The 15,488-nt window shown below is 69.4% G+C and carries 14 protein-coding genes; 8 read left to right on the top strand and 6 right to left on the bottom strand.

The window, feature by feature from the left end; genetic code table 11:
• Positions 1 to 74: 74 nt before the first annotated feature.
• Entirely contained in the window at positions 75 to 485 is a 411-nt protein-coding gene (locus tag AKJ13_RS02310) for a helix-turn-helix transcriptional regulator (protein WP_007567652.1), read from the bottom strand.
• Between the two features lie 558 nt (positions 486 to 1,043).
• On the opposite strand from AKJ13_RS02310, the gene AKJ13_RS02305 reads away from it, so the two are divergent.
• From AKJ13_RS02305 to AKJ13_RS02295, 3 genes are all read left to right on the top strand, one after another.
• Positions 1,044 to 1,892, top strand: a complete 849-nt coding sequence (locus tag AKJ13_RS02305; RefSeq protein ID WP_050731901.1) for a thermonuclease family protein — start codon at positions 1,044 to 1,046, stop codon at positions 1,890 to 1,892.
• Between the two features lie 5 nt (positions 1,893 to 1,897).
• Complete coding sequence (locus AKJ13_RS02300; RefSeq protein ID WP_050731900.1) at positions 1,898 to 3,385, top strand: M48 family metalloprotease; 1,488 nt, start codon at positions 1,898 to 1,900, stop codon at positions 3,383 to 3,385.
• A 172-nt stretch (positions 3,386 to 3,557) separates the two neighbouring features.
• Positions 3,558 to 4,238, top strand: a complete 681-nt coding sequence (locus tag AKJ13_RS02295; protein ID WP_050731899.1) for a glutathione S-transferase family protein — start codon at positions 3,558 to 3,560, stop codon at positions 4,236 to 4,238.
• An 11-nt stretch (positions 4,239 to 4,249) separates the two neighbouring features.
• Here the strand turns inward: AKJ13_RS02295 and AKJ13_RS32130 are convergent, their stop codons facing one another.
• From AKJ13_RS32130 to AKJ13_RS02280, 4 genes are all read right to left on the bottom strand, one after another.
• Positions 4,250 to 4,405, bottom strand: a complete 156-nt coding sequence (locus tag AKJ13_RS32130) for a hypothetical protein (protein ID WP_007567661.1) — start codon at positions 4,403 to 4,405, stop codon at positions 4,250 to 4,252.
• A gap of 377 nt (positions 4,406 to 4,782) precedes the next feature.
• On the bottom strand, positions 4,783 to 7,035 hold the full coding sequence (locus AKJ13_RS02290) for a xanthine dehydrogenase family protein molybdopterin-binding subunit (RefSeq protein ID WP_050731898.1): 2,253 nt from the start codon (positions 7,033 to 7,035) through the stop codon (positions 4,783 to 4,785).
• An 8-nt stretch (positions 7,036 to 7,043) separates the two neighbouring features.
• Complete coding sequence (locus AKJ13_RS02285) at positions 7,044 to 8,051, bottom strand: xanthine dehydrogenase family protein subunit M (protein WP_050731897.1); 1,008 nt, start codon at positions 8,049 to 8,051, stop codon at positions 7,044 to 7,046.
• Complete coding sequence (locus AKJ13_RS02280) at positions 8,048 to 8,572, bottom strand: (2Fe-2S)-binding protein (protein ID WP_050731896.1); 525 nt, start codon at positions 8,570 to 8,572, stop codon at positions 8,048 to 8,050. Before AKJ13_RS02280 ends, AKJ13_RS02285 begins: the two co-directional genes overlap by 4 nt.
• 231 nt (positions 8,573 to 8,803) lie before the next feature.
• On the opposite strand from AKJ13_RS02280, the gene AKJ13_RS02275 reads away from it, so the two are divergent.
• Positions 8,804 to 10,189, top strand: coding sequence for a M20/M25/M40 family metallo-hydrolase (locus tag AKJ13_RS02275; protein ID WP_050731895.1), 1,386 nt, complete (start codon positions 8,804 to 8,806; stop codon positions 10,187 to 10,189).
• Here the strand turns inward: AKJ13_RS02275 and AKJ13_RS02270 are convergent.
• The gene (locus tag AKJ13_RS02270; RefSeq protein ID WP_050731894.1) at positions 10,180 to 10,890 is read right to left on the bottom strand and encodes a ParA family protein; all 711 of its coding nucleotides are present in this window, start codon (positions 10,888 to 10,890) and stop codon (positions 10,180 to 10,182) included. The genes AKJ13_RS02275 and AKJ13_RS02270 overlap by 10 nt on opposite strands.
• A gap of 615 nt (positions 10,891 to 11,505) precedes the next feature.
• Here AKJ13_RS02270 and AKJ13_RS02265 point away from each other — a divergent pair.
• The 4 genes from AKJ13_RS02265 (at position 11,506) to AKJ13_RS02250 (ending at position 15,308) form a co-directional block, all read left to right on the top strand.
• Positions 11,506 to 12,699, top strand: coding sequence for an L-dopachrome tautomerase-related protein (locus AKJ13_RS02265; protein ID WP_050732138.1), 1,194 nt, complete (start codon positions 11,506 to 11,508; stop codon positions 12,697 to 12,699).
• Between the two features lie 80 nt (positions 12,700 to 12,779).
• Entirely contained in the window at positions 12,780 to 13,220 is a 441-nt protein-coding gene (locus AKJ13_RS02260; protein WP_064774598.1) for an MEKHLA domain-containing protein, read from the top strand.
• A 341-nt stretch (positions 13,221 to 13,561) separates the two neighbouring features.
• The gene (motA, locus tag AKJ13_RS02255; protein ID WP_007567682.1) at positions 13,562 to 14,425 is read left to right on the top strand and encodes a flagellar motor stator protein MotA; all 864 of its coding nucleotides are present in this window, start codon (positions 13,562 to 13,564) and stop codon (positions 14,423 to 14,425) included.
• 22 nt (positions 14,426 to 14,447) lie between these two features.
• Entirely contained in the window at positions 14,448 to 15,308 is an 861-nt protein-coding gene (locus AKJ13_RS02250) for a flagellar motor protein MotB (RefSeq protein ID WP_050731892.1), read from the top strand.
• Positions 15,309 to 15,488: the final 180 nt, after the last annotated feature.

The following is a 15,488-nucleotide window of genomic DNA, read 5'->3' as shown; positions in this document are numbered from 1 at the left end:
CCGGACCGCCGAACGGATCCGCTATAACGTACGAAACGGGTGAAAAAACGCCCGTCCTCGGCTCAACTCAGCATTCAGCCGTTGAGCTTGTGGTCCAGGGCCCGGATCGCGGCGGCGACGTCCCGTCGGGCTTCCTCGGAGAAATGCTCGGTGATGTGGCGGCCCACGACCTCGGCCAGGCCCTGAAGCCCGTCCTCCGCCGACAGGGGCGTCTGATCCGGCTCGGAGAAGCCCGGCGCGGTGAAGTCGTCGTTCCGCGGCATGCCCTTGAAGAAGTAATCCATCGGCACCCCGGTCATCCGGGAGAAGATGTCGAGATGGACGGCACTGATCCGGTTGGTGCCCTTCTCGTACTTCTGCAGCTGCGCCGCCGACATCCCGAAGCTCTGCGCGACGCGACGCTGCGTCAGCGATGCCTTCCGGCGCTGCTCGGCGATGCGTTGACCGACATACACGTCACGCTGATCGGTTTTCTGACCCGCCATGTAGAACTTGCCCACTCCTGCCGCGATTTTCGGGCGGCGAAGCTTAACCGCATAGCGAGGCCGTGTCACCGGCGGGTGACCATCGCGGTAAATGTTTTGCCGCGGCGCCGATTCCCGTCGACGGACTGCGTTCTGGTGTCCCCGGCAGGGCTCGAACCTGCGACCCCAGGTTTCATACCACTTCGGCTTTCGCCGCCGCCGCCCCTGCGGGCCGCGTTCGTGGCCTGGACTATCCCTTCACCATGGGCCCGGCTTGCGCCCGGCCGTTAGGTGCCGCCCGTCTAGTCTCTACACCTTCCCGCTGGCGCTGACGCGTCGGACGGGCTTGGCTCGGGATCGGCAGGACGCCAGCATGCCGGCGCCGGGAGCTTTCCCCGACTTTGAGCGGATCCGCCGCGCAGTTTCCCGACGCGACGCCCAATTGTGACCGTTTAGGAAACCTGTGCTCTGTCCAGCTGAGCTACGGAGACGACCGGAATCCCCATAGCATCAACCCCCGGACAGGCCAACCGCGCGGTGCGCGCGCGCGATCCGGGGCATGATCGGCCGGGGGGTTCGATGATCCGGACAGGCAACGGGCCGGCGGGCGGGCGACGGGGCCGGGCGGCCCGCGCGATGGCGGTGCAGATCCTCGCGGCCGCTGGCTTTGCCGTGCCGTGTCTCGCCGCGCCGGCGGAGTGTCGGCCGGGACCGGCGCGGACCGAGATCCTCGACGGGATCGGGCCGCGCGGCGAGATCCGTCTCGCCTCGGGCGGCCGTGCCGTGCTCGAGTCCCTGCACTGGCCGGACACCCCGGAGATCGCCGAGGCTGCGCGCGCCTGGCTCGATACGCGGCGCGGCAACAGCCTGGTCGTGGTCCCGCGCGGGCAGCCCGACCGCTGGGGCCGGGAGCGGGCCGACATCCAAGCGGCCGATACCGACATCGACCTCGCGGGCGGCCTGATCGCGGCCGGGCTGGCTTTCGCGGATGCCGGTGAGCGCGATTCGCTCTGCCGCCCGGCCCTGCGCGCGGTGGAAGCGTCCGCCCGCGACAGGCGACTCGGCCTGTGGCGCGATCCGGTCCCTCAGGCTGCCGACGGGCCGGCGCTCCGGGCGCGGGAGGGGCGCTTCGCCGTCGTGGAGGGCCGCATCCGCCATGTCGGCGAGCGCAGCGCGCGCACCTATCTCGACTTCGTGGCCCGCGGCGAGGACGGGCTCACGGTCACGGTATCGAAACGCACTTGGCGAATGATGCTCGCCCGTGGTTTGAGTGCGCCTTCGCTCGAAGGCCGGCGCGTGCGGGTCCGCGGCATCCTGGAAGTCTGGCGCGGCCCGACCCTGGAGGCCAACGCCGACGCGGTCGAGATCCTGGGTGAGCCGGATCGGCGCGAGGCCGAGCCGGCGGGGGAACAAGGGCTGCGGCGCTGATCGCGATGGGCGGGATCACGGAGCGAATGCGAGTGGTGGGGCGGCGCTTGCGCGGCCTGGCTTCGGCCTGTTCCGGGGCGACGCTTCTGGCTGTCGGCCTGGGCGCATGCGTGGTCGACCAGGCGACCGGTCCGGTGACGCCGGCCGTGGTCCAGGTGCCGGCCGACGCGCCGCGCACCACCGGCCGCGAGCGCGCCGCCGATGCCGATCACCTCAAGCTCGTGGCCTCGTTCGGGGGCGAGGCCCGGGCACCCAACGTGATGCGGATGCTCACGGAGGTCACCGACCGGTTGGTGAAGGCCAGCGAGCGGCCGGACCAGGCCTACGCGGTGACGCTGCTCGATTCGCCCGTGGTCAACGCCTTCGCGCTGCCCAACGGGCGGCTCTACGTCACCCGCGGGCTAGTGGCGCTGGCGAGCGACACCTCCGAGGTCGCGGCCGTGCTCGCCCACGAGATGGCGCACGTCACCCTCAACCACGCCACCGCTCGGAGCGAGCTGGAGCTGCGCTCGGCCCTGGTCAGCCGGGTCGTGGCCGACGTGCTGAACGATCCCGATACGGGCGCGCAGCTGCAGCACCAGTCGCGCTTCGCGCTGGCCCGGTTCTCCCGGGAGCAGGAGCTGGAGGCGGACGCCACCGGGGTCCGCACCCTCGCCAAGGCCGGCTACGACCCGTTCGCCGCCGGCCGCTTCCTCACGGCCCTCAACCGCTCGACCAACCTGAAGGCCGGCAGCGGCACCGCGGGCGAGCCCGACATGCTGGCGACCCATCCGGGCACCGCCGAGCGCGTCACCCAGGTCACCCGGGCGGCGCGCCGGATCGGGGCGCCGGGCATCGGGGCCGACGACCGGGCGCATTACCTCGCGGCTGTGGACGGGCTCCCGTATGGTGACAACCCGCGCGACGGCGCGGTGCGCGGCCACCGCTTCGTCCATCCCGGGCTCGGCATCGCCTTCGACGTGCCGGACGGGTTCGTCCTGGAGAACACCCGCTCGGCGGTGCTCGGCACCACCCCGGACGGCAACCGGCGGCTGCTGTTCGACCAGATCGAGGCCAGGGAGGGCCAGCCCCTCGACGTCGCGCTCAGGGGCAGCTGGAACGACGCCCTCGACCCGGCCGGGTTCGAGACCCGCGAGGTCGGCGGCCACCCGGCGGCCTTCGCGCTGTCGCGTGGCAAGGACTGGACCTTCCGGCTCGGGGCGATCCGGATCGGCGACACGGCCTTCCGGATGATCATGGCGGCCAAGGGCGCCACCGACCCCGACCCGGCCTTCCGCCCCTGGGTCGCGAGCCTGCGGGCGATCACGCCCGAGGAGGCGGTGCTGCGGCCGCTGCGGCTGCAGGTGGTGCAGGCCGGATCGACCAGCGCCGAGGAGCTGACCCGCCGCATGGCGGTGCCGGACCGGGCGCTCGACCGGTTTCTCGTCCTCAACGGGCTGGAGCGCGGCGCCGCGCTGGTGCCGGGCCGCAGCTACAAGATCGTGGTGGAATAGCCGCCCCGCTCTGCCGCGTCTTGCGCGCGCCCGCGCCCCGGACGACCGTCCGGTGGCGCTCGACCGTCGTCCCGGGTCAGGTCTCCGAGGCGACGCGCGAAGCGCTTGATGAGCATCACCTTTTTCCGAGAGCCGGTCGCCCCGCGCGGGGCGATGCATCAGGGAGAGCGCCGTGATTCGATTCTTCTACAATCTCAGTCCCAACCCGATGAAGGTCGCCCTCTGCCTGGAGGAGACGGGCCTGCCCTACGAGCCGGTTCCGGTGGATCCGCGCAAGGGCGAGCAATTCGACCCGGCCTACACGGCCCTCAACCCAAACGCGAAAGTGCCGACCATCGTCGACGGCGACGTGACGGTGTTCGATTCGAACGCGATCCTGCTCTACCTCGCCGGCAAGACCGGCCGGTTCCTGCCGGAAGGCGAGCCGGCGCGGGGCGAGATGCTATCCTGGCTGATGTTCGTGGCCACCGGCATCGGGCCGTTCTCCGGCCAATGCGTCCATTTCCGCCACTTCGCCCCCAACGGCGGCGCCTACGCCACCGAGCGGTACGCCTTCGAGGCGCGCCGCCACTGGGACATTCTGAACGCGCGCCTCGCGGACCGCGCCTACGTGTTGGGCGAGACTTACACGATCGTCGACATGGCCGTGTGGGGCTGGGCCCGGATGGTGCCGTTCGTGCTGGGCGAGGACGCCTTCGCGACCCTGCCCCACGTCAAGCGCCACCTCGACGCGATCAACGCCCGCCCGGCCGCGCAGGCCGCCGAGGCGCTGAAGGGCCGCCACACCTTCAAGTCGGAGATGGACGACGAGGCGCGCACCTTCATGTTCCGCGCACCTCAGAGCGCCGCGTAACGCTGCCCGGCTCAGGGCCCGGTGAGCGTCACGGAGAGCATCGGCAGGGTGACGGCGAACCCGTCGCCCGACGCCGGCGGCGTACCGAGCGTGAGGCAGGCGCCCAGGCCGAGACAGAAAGCGAGACCGAGCAGCGAGGTCTCGAAGCCGCGATAGACCGATTCCATGGCAGGTCTCCTTCGCAAGAGACCTGCAGGATGCGCCCCACCGGTAAACGGATCGGTGCGCTGGCGCTCATCCATGGTGAGTAGGCGGCGGCAGGCGCCGAATATCCGTCTCGGTCAAACCAGCCGATGCCACCTTCTCTGTCATCCCGGGGACGCGAAGCGGAAACAGGGATCCGGACATGCGATTGCGGCAGGGATCAGTGCCGTCAGCATTTCCGGATCCCGGGCTTGCCTGCAATGCTCGCGAATGACACCGCGGTTTGCACGGCAGCCAAGCAGCCAGCAGGCCTGCAGCACTCTCGTGCGGCGGGCCTTCCGATGGGACTCGCGGAGGTTAAAAAAGCAGCCAATGTTTCACGGGAAACATCGGCCGCCGGTCACAACAGCTTGTCGATCGTGATCGGCAGGTCGCGGACGCGCTTGCCGGTGGCGTGGAACACCGCATTGGTGATCGCCGCCGCGGTGCCGACGATGCCGATCTCGCCGAGGCCCTTCACGCCCAGCGGATTGGCCTTGTCCTCCTCGTCCACGAAGATCACGTCGATGTCGTAGATGTCGGCATGGACCGGTACATGATACTCGCCGAGATTGTGGTTCATGAACCGGCCGAAGCGGTGGTCGAGCATCGACTCCTCTTCCAGCGCCGAGCCGATCCCCATCACGACGCCGCCGAGGATCTGGCTGCGCGCGGTCTTCGGGTTGAGGATCTTGCCGGCCGCGATCGCCGAGACCACCCGGGTGAGCCGGACCTGGCCCAGCTCCTCGTCGACCTTCACCTCTACGAAGATCGCCCCGTGGGTGTAGGCCTGGTAGGTCTCGTTGAAGTCCTTGTCCGGCCCGGCCTGCTCCACCGCCTCGACCTTGTCGACGCCGGCGGCCCGCATCACCTCGACCATCGAGACGCTGCGGCTGGGATCGCCCGCCACCGAGATACGTCCGTCCGCGAAGACGGCGCGGTCGACATCGACATTGGCGAGCGGCGAGTTCTCCAGGCCACGGGCCAGCTTGAACACCTGCTCGCCGACATTGCGGCAGGCCTTCATCACGGCGGTGCCGGATGAGGCCGCGGTCCAGGACCCGCCGGCGACCGGTGCCTCGGGCAGGCGCGTGTCGCCGAGCTTGGTCGTGACCGATTCCATAGGCAGGCCCAGGGTGTCGGCGGCGATCTGCGTCAGGATCGTGTAGGTGCCGGTGCCGATATCGCCGGTGGAGTTGCCGACCACCAGACGGCCATCCGCGGTGAGCGTCGCGATGGCGCTCGACTGCATCATCATCGATTCCCAGACGCCCGTGGCGACGCCCCAGCCGACGAGTTCCCGACCCTCGCGCATCGAGCGCGGCTCGGGGCTGCGCTTGGACCAGCCGAAGCGCTCGGCGCCTTGGGTGAAGCAGGCCTTCAGCTCCTTGGAGCCGAACGGCTTGCCCTGGGCGGTGGCGTCCGACTCCGCGTAGTTCTTCAGCCGCAGCGCGATCGGGTCCATTCCGGTCGCGTAGGCGAGCTCGTCCATCGCGGTCTCGATGGCGAAGACGCCGGTGACGGCGCCGGGGGCGCGCATGTCGCCCGGGGTGGCGGTGTCGAGCTTGGCGATCCGGTAGGTCAGGGCGACGTTATCGCAGCGGTAGAGCACCCCCGACCAGTTGACGATGACCTCCTGGTAATCCTCGAATTGGGAGGTGCCCTGCACGGCGTCGTGCCGGAGCGCCGTCAGGGTGCCGTCCGCCTCGGCCCCGAGGGAGACCGTCTGCAGAGCCTCGCCGCGGTAGGTGAAGGACCACATCTGGTCGCGGGTTAGGGTCACCCGGACCGAGCGCTTCAGCTCCTGGGCGGCCAGCATCGCCAGGAAGGCCTGGTATTGCGGGCGCAGGCCCGACCCGAAGCCACCGCCGAGATAGGGGTTGAGCACCCGCACCTGATCGGGCTTCAGCCCGAACACGTTGGCGAGATACTGGTGGCTGTTCGAGACGCCCTGGATCTTGTCGTAGACCGTGTAGGTCCCGTCCTCCTCGACCACCACAGTCGTGGCGTGCGGCTCCATCGGGTTGTGGTGCTCGTTGGCCAGCGTGTAGGCGCCCTGCACGCGGATCGGCGCGCTGCCGAAGGCCTGGTCGGCGTCGCCCCACGGCGCCGGCGGCGGCTTGATGCCCTCGCGCTTGTAGGGCGGATCGTAGGCGTCGCCGCGCACGGCGTGGAGGTCGGTCTCGGGCTCCTGCGCCTCGTACCGGACCTGGATCAGCGAGGCGGCGTAGCGCGCGGTCTCGAAATCCTCGGCCACCACCAGGGCGACCGGCTGGCCGCTATAGACGATCAGGTCGTCGTAGAGGGCCCGGAACGGCGAGCCGGGGGGCGCCACCGCGTCCTGGAAGTTCTTGTCGCGCCACGCAGTGCGCGGCCGGTTCTCGTGGGTGATCACCTTGAGGACGCCCGGCACCGCTTCGGCGGCGGCGGAGTCGATCGCCGCGATCCGACCCTTGGCAATGGCGCTCGAGACGACATAGCCGTAGGTGAGATCCGGGGCGGCGAACTCGCCCGCGTATTTGGCCAGGCCGGTGACCTTGGCGGGTCCGTCGATGCGGCTGCGCGGGCTGCCGACGAAGGTGTCGTGGCCGGTGGAGCTGAAGGTCTGGGTCATCGGGATGCCTACTGGATGCGCTTGTCGCTGAGCGACTGGGGCGTGCCGGCAGCGGCCTGTTCGAGGCCGCGCACGATGGCCCGCCGGGCGAGGTCGATCTTGAAGCCGTTGGCCGATTGCGGCTTGGCCTCGGAGACGATGAGGTCGGCCGCCTGCTGGAAGCTCTCGCGGGTCGCGGGCTTGCCTTCCAGCAGCGCCTCGGCCTCACGGTTGCGCCAGGGCTTGTGGGCGACACCGCCAAGCGCCAGCCGGGCGGTCTTGATCGTGTCGCCGTCGAGCTCGACGCCCGCCGCCACCGACACCAGCGCGAAGGCGTAGGACAGCCGGTCACGCAGCTTCAGATAGGTGTAGTGCTGCGGGAACTTGCTCTCCGGCAGGTCCACCGACACGATGATCTCGCCGGGGGCGAGGTTGGTGTCGATCTCAGGGCTATCGCCCGGCAGCCGGTGGAAATCCGAGAACGGGATCGTCCGCTCACCCTGCGGCCCGCTCACCCGGACCGTGGCCTCAAGCGCCGCCAGGGCGATGCACATGTCGGACGGGTGGGTGGCGATGCAGGATTCGCTCGCCCCGAAGATCGCGTGGATGCGGTTGACGCCGCCGATCGCCGAGCAGCCGGTGCCGGGCTCGCGCTTGTTGCAGGGCGTCGCCGTGTCGTAAAAATAGTAGCAGCGGGTCCGCTGCAGAAGGTTGCCGCCCGTGGAGGCAGCGTTGCGCAGCTGCGCCGAGGCCCCGGCCAGGATGGCGTTGCGCAGCAGCGGGTATTGCGTGGCGACCCGGTCGTCGTAGGCGACCTTGGCGTTGGTCGCGAGCGCCCCGAGCCGCAGGCCGCCCTCATGCGCCTCGATGCCATCGAGGGGCAGGCGGGTAATATCGATCAGCCGGCCGGGCTTCTCGACGTCGTACTTCATCAGGTCGATCAGGTTGGTGCCGCCCGCGATGAAGCGTGCGCCCGCCCCGTAGGCCTGGACCGCCTCCGCCACCGTGCCGGCGCGGACATAATCGAAGCGGTTCATCGGGTGGCTCCCTGCATCACGTCCTCAATCGCGTCGACGATGTTGGTGTAGGCACCGCAGCGGCAGAGGTTGCCGCTCATCGCCTCGCGGATCTCCTCGCGGCTATGGGCGTGGCCCTCGTTCATCAAACCGACCGAGGAGCAGAGCTGGCCCGGCGTGCAGTAGCCGCACTGGAAGGCGTCGTGCTCGATGAACGCCTCCTGGATCGGATGGAGCGCGTTACTGCCACCCCGGTCGCCGAGGCCGGCAAGACCCTCGACCGTGGTGATCTCGGCCCCGTCCTTCATGACCGCCAGCGTCAGGCAGGCATTCACCCGGGTGCCGTTCACCAGCACCGTGCAGGCGCCGCACTGGCCGTGGTCGCAGCCCTTCTTCGTGCCGGTGAGGTCGAGCTTTTCGCGCAGGAGATCGAGCAGCGTGGTCCAGGGCGTGACCTTGAGCGCCCGGCGCTGCCCGTTGATCGTCAGGGTGATGTCGAGCGCGGTATCGGCCCGCACCGGCGGACTGTTTTCGAGGAGCATGCTGTCGTCCACGATCTGGGCCGGCCGCGGGGCCGGACGGGGAACGGAAGATCGGTCTGGGGCGGCGAGGAGCCGGCGCCCACGGGGCCAGTCGGTTGATAACCATTCCAAACTACGCCTGTTCCGCAGACGATCGGTCTCAGGGTCGGACATCCGGCCGTTGCCGGGCCCGCCTCGCCTCGGCTAACCCTGTCGTCGCGAAAAAATCCCCGCCGCATCCCGGAGCTCCCGATGGCCGCGCTCGACGCGATCCTCAACGACATCGACACGGACCTTGAGAACGCCCTGGAGCGGCTGTTCGCCTTCCTGCGGATCCCGTCGATCTCGACCGAGCCGGCCCATGCCGGCGATTGCCGCGCCGCCGCCACGTGGCTCGCCCAGGACCTCACGGCGCTCGGCTTCGAGACCTCCGTGGAGGACACCTCGCTGCACCCGGTGGTGCTCGCGACCAAGCCGAAGCCCGGCGCGCCGCATGTCCTGTTCTACGGCCATTACGACGTGCAGCCGGTCGACCCGCTCGACCTGTGGACGACGCCGCCCTTCGAGCCGCGCATCGCGTCGGATGCGGAGGGCCGCAAGACCATCGTCGGGCGCGGGTCTTCCGACGACAAGGGCCAGGTCATGACCTTCGTGGAAGCGTGCCGGGCCCATATCGCCATGAGCGGCGAGCTGCCCTGCGGCGTCACGATCCTGATCGAGGGCGCCGAGGAGAGCGGCTCGCAGGGCCTGCCCGAATGGGTCGCGGCCAACCACGACCGCCTCGGCTGCGACGTGGTGCTCGTGTGCGACACCGGCATGTGGGACCGGACCACGCCGGCCATCACCTCGTCGCTGCGCGGGCTCGCGTATTTCGAGGTGAAGGTCACCTGCGCCGACCGCGACCTGCATTCGGGCTTCTTCGGCGGCGCCGCCCGCAACCCGATCCACGTGCTCGCCAAGATCATCGCCGACCTGCACGATGAGGACGGGCGGGTCACGATCCCGGGCTTCTACGACGGCGTGCACGAGCGCCCGCCCGAGGTGCTGGAGCAGTGGCGCGGCCTAGGGCTGACGCCCGAGACCCTGCTCGGGCCGATCGGCCTGAAGGAGCCGGCCGGCGAGCGCGGGCGGATGCCGATCGAGCTGGTGCAGTCGCGCCCGTCCTGCGACGCCAACGGCATCATCGGCGGCTATACCGGCGAGGGCACCAAGACGGTGATCGCCTCGACCGCCTCGGCCAAGATCTCGTTCCGCCTCGTGGACGACCAGGACCCGAAGGTTCTGGCCGAACGGTTCGAGGCCTTCGTGCGCGAACGGGTGCCGTCGGACTGCACGGTCGATGTCATCACCTACAAGGGCTCGCGGGCGATCAGCCTGCCCTTCGACATGCCGCAGCTCGGGGCCGCCAAGGCGGCGCTCGCCGAGGAATGGGGCGTGCCGGCCGTGACCGTGGGCGCCGGCGGCTCGATTCCGATCGTGGGCGACTTCAAGCGGCTCCTGAACCGCGACACGCTGCTGATCGGATTCGGCCTGGACGACGACCGAATCCACTCGCCCAACGAGAAGTACGACCTGACGAGCTTCCACAAGGGCACGCGCTCCTGGGCGCGGATCCTCGCGGCGCTCGGTCAGGGCTGATCGTCGGGGCGGGACCCCCGCATCTTCGCGTCGATCCAGGCCCACAGGGCCCGGATCTCCTCGGCGGCGGGGCTCGCGGGCGCGTATTCCGTGACGCCGAGTCCGGTCGCCAGGGCGTCCTGATGGTCGACCCGGTGGATGATGCCGGGCTCGGCCAGCACCCCCAGCGCCCGCAATTGCGCGGCATAGGCACTGGTGCGCGGCGAGGGCGGCGGCGGGCACTGGTTCAGCACCAGGGCGAACCGGCCGCGCAGGCCGAGATTCATCAGGGCCTGGAGGGTCGGGCGCGCCGCCACGATGTCGAGGCGCGAGGGCCGCACCGGCATCAGCACGAAATCCGCCCCCTTCAGGGCCGGCGCCAGTCCGGCGGAGCTGCCGGCGGTGTCGAGCACCACGAGGGTCGTGCCCTGCTGGCCGAGGATGTCCAGGATCTCGGGGAGCTGGCCGATCTCCCAGGGCTGGATCCGGTCGACCGCCACTGCGTTGCGCTCGCGCAGCGCCCCCCAGCCGGCCAGGGAGCCTTGCGGGTCGAGGTCGAGCGCGGTCACGCGCTCGCCGGCCTGCGCCGCCGCAACGGCGAGCGAGGCGGCCAGCGTGGTCTTGCCGGTGCCGCCCTTCTGCACCGCCACTGCGAGGATCCGCGGCTGGGTGCTCTGGCGCGGGGGGCGCTCCGATACCTGTTCGGATCCTTGGGGATCCATGCCTCTCCTGCCTGTCGGTCTCGGGCCCGGTCCCCGCGATCGTCGCAGCGCCGGAAGACGGCCGTCCGTACCCGTGCTGCGCGTGCGATCACCGCACCGGCGACCGTAGCCCAGCTACCATGACGATGTGATCATGAACACCGGAGGCTTAAACCCAGCTCATCCGGACACGATGCGAACATCTGACGACGAGCCGGCCTCGTGCCGACCGCGCCTGATCTCCGGCCCCACGCTGAACTACGCGATGACTGGCCGCCCTGCATTCAGATGCGCGGTGCCTGATCCGCATCATGATTGATACTGATCGGGCCATAGCTTAGCCGCAATCGAAATGTCAAGAAATTTATCAATACATAAATACCGTAGTATTTTAGATCATCACTTCATATTCGCTTCCAAAGGTCTTGCCGAAAAGGATCTTGCCATCCGGATACAGGACGACATGTCGTTCTTCGCTGCTGGATACGCCGGATCGCCTGGTCGTGTCGGGATCCCACGATGGCCGGGTCGCGCGGCGATCCGGGGCGGGATCGGATCGCACCCTGCTCGGATCCGGGATCACCCGCCGCCGCCGCGCGTTGGGCCGCCGACCCGCTCGCCTGCTGCAGGAACCGCATGCTCCTCGACCGCCGCCGCCTGATCGGATCGGGCCTCGTCGCCCTCGCGGCCGGATCGGCCCAGGCGGGACCAGCGCCCGCACCGTCCGCCACGCCGCCCGCAGGCCGTGAGCCTCCCACCAGCCGCCCCGCCGGCACGCTGGACCTGGCGATGGCGGCCAACGCTCCGTCGACGCCCACCGGCCTGGCGATCGCCCGGGGCGGCCGGATGTTCGTGATGATGCCGCGCTTCACCGGGTCCGAGCCGGTGACCTTGGGCGAGGTGCTGCCCGACGGTTCCGTGAAGCCCTATCCGGATGCCCGGGCCAATACGCCGGACCCAAAGGATCCGCAGGCGACGCTCTTCCACGTCCCCAACGGCGTGTTCGACCGCAACGACACGTTCTGGATCCTCGATTCCGGCCTGCCGCAGGGCAAGGGCAAGCCGGTGCCGGGGGCCGCCAAGCTCCTGGAGATCGACATCACGCAGGACCGGGTCCGCCGGGTGATCCCGCTCGATGCCGGCGTGGTGGCCGAGTCCTCTCTCAACGACCTGCGGGTCGACGTCCGGGCCGACCGCGCGCTCGCCTACATCACCGACCAGGGCCAGGGCGGCCAGGGGGCGATCCTGGCGGTCGATCTCGCCAGCGGGCGGGTGACCCGGCGCCTCACCGACCACCGCAGCACCGCAACCGAGGAGGGCTTGGTCAAGTTCGTGGAGCTGCGCCCGGTGATGGAGCAGAAGGGCGATGCTCCCGCGAAACACCCGAAGGGCGGGGCCAACGGCATCGCGATCAGCCCGGACGGCAGCCGCCTGTATTACGCGCCGCTGATGAGCCGGCGCCTCTACGCGGTGGAGACCGCCGCGCTCCTCGACCCGAACGTGTCGGACGCGGCTCTGGCCGCCAAGGTCCAGGATCTCGGCGAGAAGGGCATGACCGGCGGCCTGACCACGGATTCGAAGGACCGGGTCTATCTCAGCCTGCAGGAGCACAACGCCGTCGGCCGGCGCCTGCCGGACGGGACCGTGGAGTTGCTCGCCGCCGACGATCGGCTGATCTGGGCCGACACGTTCTGGATCACGCCGGACAGGTGGCTCTACATCTCGAGCGCCCAGGTCAACCGGCGGCCGGAATTCAACCGCGGCCAGGACCTGCAGCAGCCGCCCTACGCGATCCTGCGGATGCGCATCGACGCGGACCCGGTCCTGTAGGGTGGGATTCGGCACCGCGCGGGCGGTACGGCCTCGGCTATGTGCCGCTCTCCTGGTGCAGCCGATTCCGGACCGCCGTGATGGACCTCTCGCACGACCCCGACTTCTTTGCCGTCCTCACCGACAGCTACAGGCGGCGCCTCGGCGCGGCTTTGGTCCCCGACGGGGCGGATGCGGCCTGGCTCTACGAGCAGGCGCCCTTCGTGGTGCTGGCCCATGACGGCGCCGCCGACCCGCGCTTCGTCTACGCCAACCGGGCCGCGCAGGCCTGTTTCGGCTATGCGCGGGACGAGCTGGTCGGCCTGCCCTCGCGGTTCTCGGCCGAGGCGCCCGCGCGCGCCGAGCGGCAGCACCTCCTCGACGCGGTGGCCCGGGACGGGTTCACCCGGGGCTACCGGGGCCTGCGGATCGCCAAGGGCGGCCGACGGTTCTGGATCGAGCAGGCGGTGGTCTGGCAGCTCGACCGCAACGGCGTGACGGTGGGCCAGGCGGCAACGTTCTCGGAGTGGCGCGACGCGTGAGGGATCGGACGCGTCGTCACGCGTCGTATCCGCGGGTGGACGCCCATCGACGCGCGCCTCGCGCTTCAGCGCGAGGGGAAGCGTTGAGGATCGGGGGCCGGCTCCAGGGATGGAGCGACAGGCCCGGCTAGCCTGACGAGTTGTGAAAGCCCGCGTGGTCGCGTTTACGGCACGCCCGCGCCCGCCCGTGAGGTCGAACCCGCACCCCGAACGCCGGAACCAAATATCTGCCAATCCTTTGGCCGCGGCTCGAAACGCACCGTTAACCTTAATCAGTGATTTGCCAGATCATTAGTGGCTTCGCGCGGGCTGAATCGGCCGCCGCGCAAGGATGGCAAATCATGCGGCTGATCGTCGGCACCTTGGTCGTCTTCGCCTGCGTCTTCGGCAGCTACGCCGCAATGGGTGGCCACCTGCTCGTCCTCTGGCAGCCGTTCGAGTTTGTCATCATCCTCGGTGCGGCGATCGGGGCCTTCATCATCGGCAATACCGGTCCGGTGCTCAAGGCCGTGCCCGCTATGCTGGGCACGCTCGTGAAGGGCCCCAAATACACGCAGAACAGCTATGTCGAGCTGCTGGGAATGCAGTATTCGCTGTTCAAGCTTGCCAAGCAGAAGGGTTCGATGGCGCTCGAGCCGCACATTGAAAATCCGAGCGAGTCGACGCTGTTCAACGCCTTCCCGTCCTTTGCAGCGAACCACCACGCGGTCGAGTTCGTCTGCGATTACATGCGGATGGTGACGCTGGGCGCCAACAACGTCTACGAGATCGACGCCCTGATGGACGAGGAACTGGAGACGCACCACCAGGAGCAGGAGCGTGTCGTGTCGGCCATGCAGTCGCTGGCCGACGGAACGCCGGCGCTCGGCATCGTGGCGGCCGTGCTCGGCGTGATCAAGACGATGGGGGCGATCAAGGAGCCGCCGGAGGTGCTGGGCCATCTGATCGGCGGCGCGCTCGTCGGCACCTTCTTCGGCGTCTTCGTCGCCTATGGCTTCTTCGGGCCCATGGCGCAGTCGCTCAAGAGCCTCTTCGAGGCCGAGTCGAAATACTACCTTTCCCTCAAGGCGGGTCTCCTCGCCCATATCGGCGGCCAGCCGCCGGTGATGGCGGTCGAATTTGCCCGCAAGTCTCTGATGAGCGACGTCCGCCCGACCTTCAGCGAGGTGGAAGCGGCAACCGCCGCTCTGCCCGCCCAGAACTGACCCGGTATCCGGCAGGGATTCGATGAGCACGATCATCATCAAGAAGGTCAAGAAGGCCGCTCACGCGCATCACGGCGGGGCCTGGAAGATCGCTTATGCGGACTTCGTGACCGCCATGATGGCGTTCTTCCTGCTGATGTGGCTGATCAGCATGACGACGCAGGAGCAGAAGGTCGGTTTGGCGGAATATTTCGCGCCGGCGGCATCGAGCCCGGCAACCAGTGGCGCGGGCGGAATGCTGTACGGCACCGCCCTGGACACGTCGGGCAACAAGGCGTCCACGCCCCGGGACGCGCAGAGGGGCTCTGACGAGCAGGTGGACAGACCGCGCCAGTCCCGTCCGGGCCGCGCCAACGATCTCGATACCAGCCACCCGGCCGCCAGCGTGCAGGCCGATTACAGTGCCATCGCCAGCCTCCGGCAGGCGCTCGAGACGATGCCCGACATCGCCGAACTGTCGAAGAACATCGTGATCGAGCCGACCAAGGAGGGCGTGAACGTGTCCCTCGTGGATCAGGACGGCCGCGCCATGTTCCGCGAGGGCTCCGTCGAGCCCTACGAGCGCACCCGTCGCGTGCTGGAGGCGCTCGCGCCCGCCATGCGCCGGCTGCCCAATCGCCTGTCGATAACCGGCCACACGTCTGCCGCGCGCCCGGGCTCGGCGCGGGCCGGCGAACCCTGGAACCTCACCGCCGGGCGTGCGCTCGCCGTGCGCGACATCCTGTCGGGTGCCGGGGTTCCCAACGACAACTTCATGTCCGTGGTGGGACGCGCCGACACCGAGCCGGTTTTCCCCGACAATCCCTACATCGCGCCGAATCGACGGGTGACGATCACGCTGCTCCACGCGAACCCGCCGGTGCCGCCGAACCTGTTCCGCTGACGACAAAGCGCCTCGCGGCCTGAGCCCCCCGAAACGCCCTCTGCGTTGCCTCGCGCAGAGGGGCGCCCGGTCATCGGGCGTCTGGGGGGAGGCTCTCGAAGGCCGCTCGAGATCGAGATCAGGGCGCGCGGCTCGACGCGGCATCGATGCTCGCCGCTGCCGCGGCTCTGCCGTTCAGCC

It is taken from the genome of Methylobacterium sp. ARG-1 (genome assembly GCF_001262595.1).
Classification (GTDB): Bacteria; Pseudomonadota; Alphaproteobacteria; order Rhizobiales; family Beijerinckiaceae; genus Methylobacterium; species Methylobacterium brachiatum.
The sequence above is the reverse complement of the archived record's forward strand: the minus strand, read 5'-3'. Positions and strand labels throughout refer to the sequence as shown.

What these genes read in the sequence shown, in the direction of transcription:
- AKJ13_RS02310 (WP_007567652.1), bottom strand. Translation starts at nt 485, where the DNA reads ATGGCGGGTCAGAAAACCGATCAGCGTGACGTGTATGTCGGTCAACGC.
- AKJ13_RS02305 (WP_050731901.1), top strand. Translation starts at nt 1,044, where the DNA reads ATGATCCGGACAGGCAACGGGCCGGCGGGCGGGCGACGGGGCCGGGCG.
- AKJ13_RS02300 (WP_050731900.1), top strand. Translation starts at nt 1,898, where the DNA reads ATGGGCGGGATCACGGAGCGAATGCGAGTGGTGGGGCGGCGCTTGCGC.
- AKJ13_RS32130 (WP_007567661.1), bottom strand. Translation starts at nt 4,405, where the DNA reads ATGGAATCGGTCTATCGCGGCTTCGAGACCTCGCTGCTCGGTCTCGCT.
- AKJ13_RS02290 (WP_050731898.1), bottom strand. Translation starts at nt 7,035, where the DNA reads ATGACCCAGACCTTCAGCTCCACCGGCCACGACACCTTCGTCGGCAGC.
- AKJ13_RS02285 (WP_050731897.1), bottom strand. Translation starts at nt 8,051, where the DNA reads ATGAACCGCTTCGATTATGTCCGCGCCGGCACGGTGGCGGAGGCGGTC.
- AKJ13_RS02280 (WP_050731896.1), bottom strand. Translation starts at nt 8,572, where the DNA reads ATGCTCCTCGAAAACAGTCCGCCGGTGCGGGCCGATACCGCGCTCGAC.
- AKJ13_RS02275 (WP_050731895.1), top strand. Translation starts at nt 8,804, where the DNA reads ATGGCCGCGCTCGACGCGATCCTCAACGACATCGACACGGACCTTGAG.
- AKJ13_RS02270 (WP_050731894.1), bottom strand. Translation starts at nt 10,890, where the DNA reads ATGGATCCCCAAGGATCCGAACAGGTATCGGAGCGCCCCCCGCGCCAG.
- AKJ13_RS02265 (WP_050732138.1), top strand. Translation starts at nt 11,506, where the DNA reads ATGCTCCTCGACCGCCGCCGCCTGATCGGATCGGGCCTCGTCGCCCTC.
- AKJ13_RS02260 (WP_064774598.1), top strand. Translation starts at nt 12,780, where the DNA reads ATGGACCTCTCGCACGACCCCGACTTCTTTGCCGTCCTCACCGACAGC.
- motA (WP_007567682.1), top strand. Translation starts at nt 13,562, where the DNA reads ATGCGGCTGATCGTCGGCACCTTGGTCGTCTTCGCCTGCGTCTTCGGC.
- AKJ13_RS02250 (WP_050731892.1), top strand. Translation starts at nt 14,448, where the DNA reads ATGAGCACGATCATCATCAAGAAGGTCAAGAAGGCCGCTCACGCGCAT.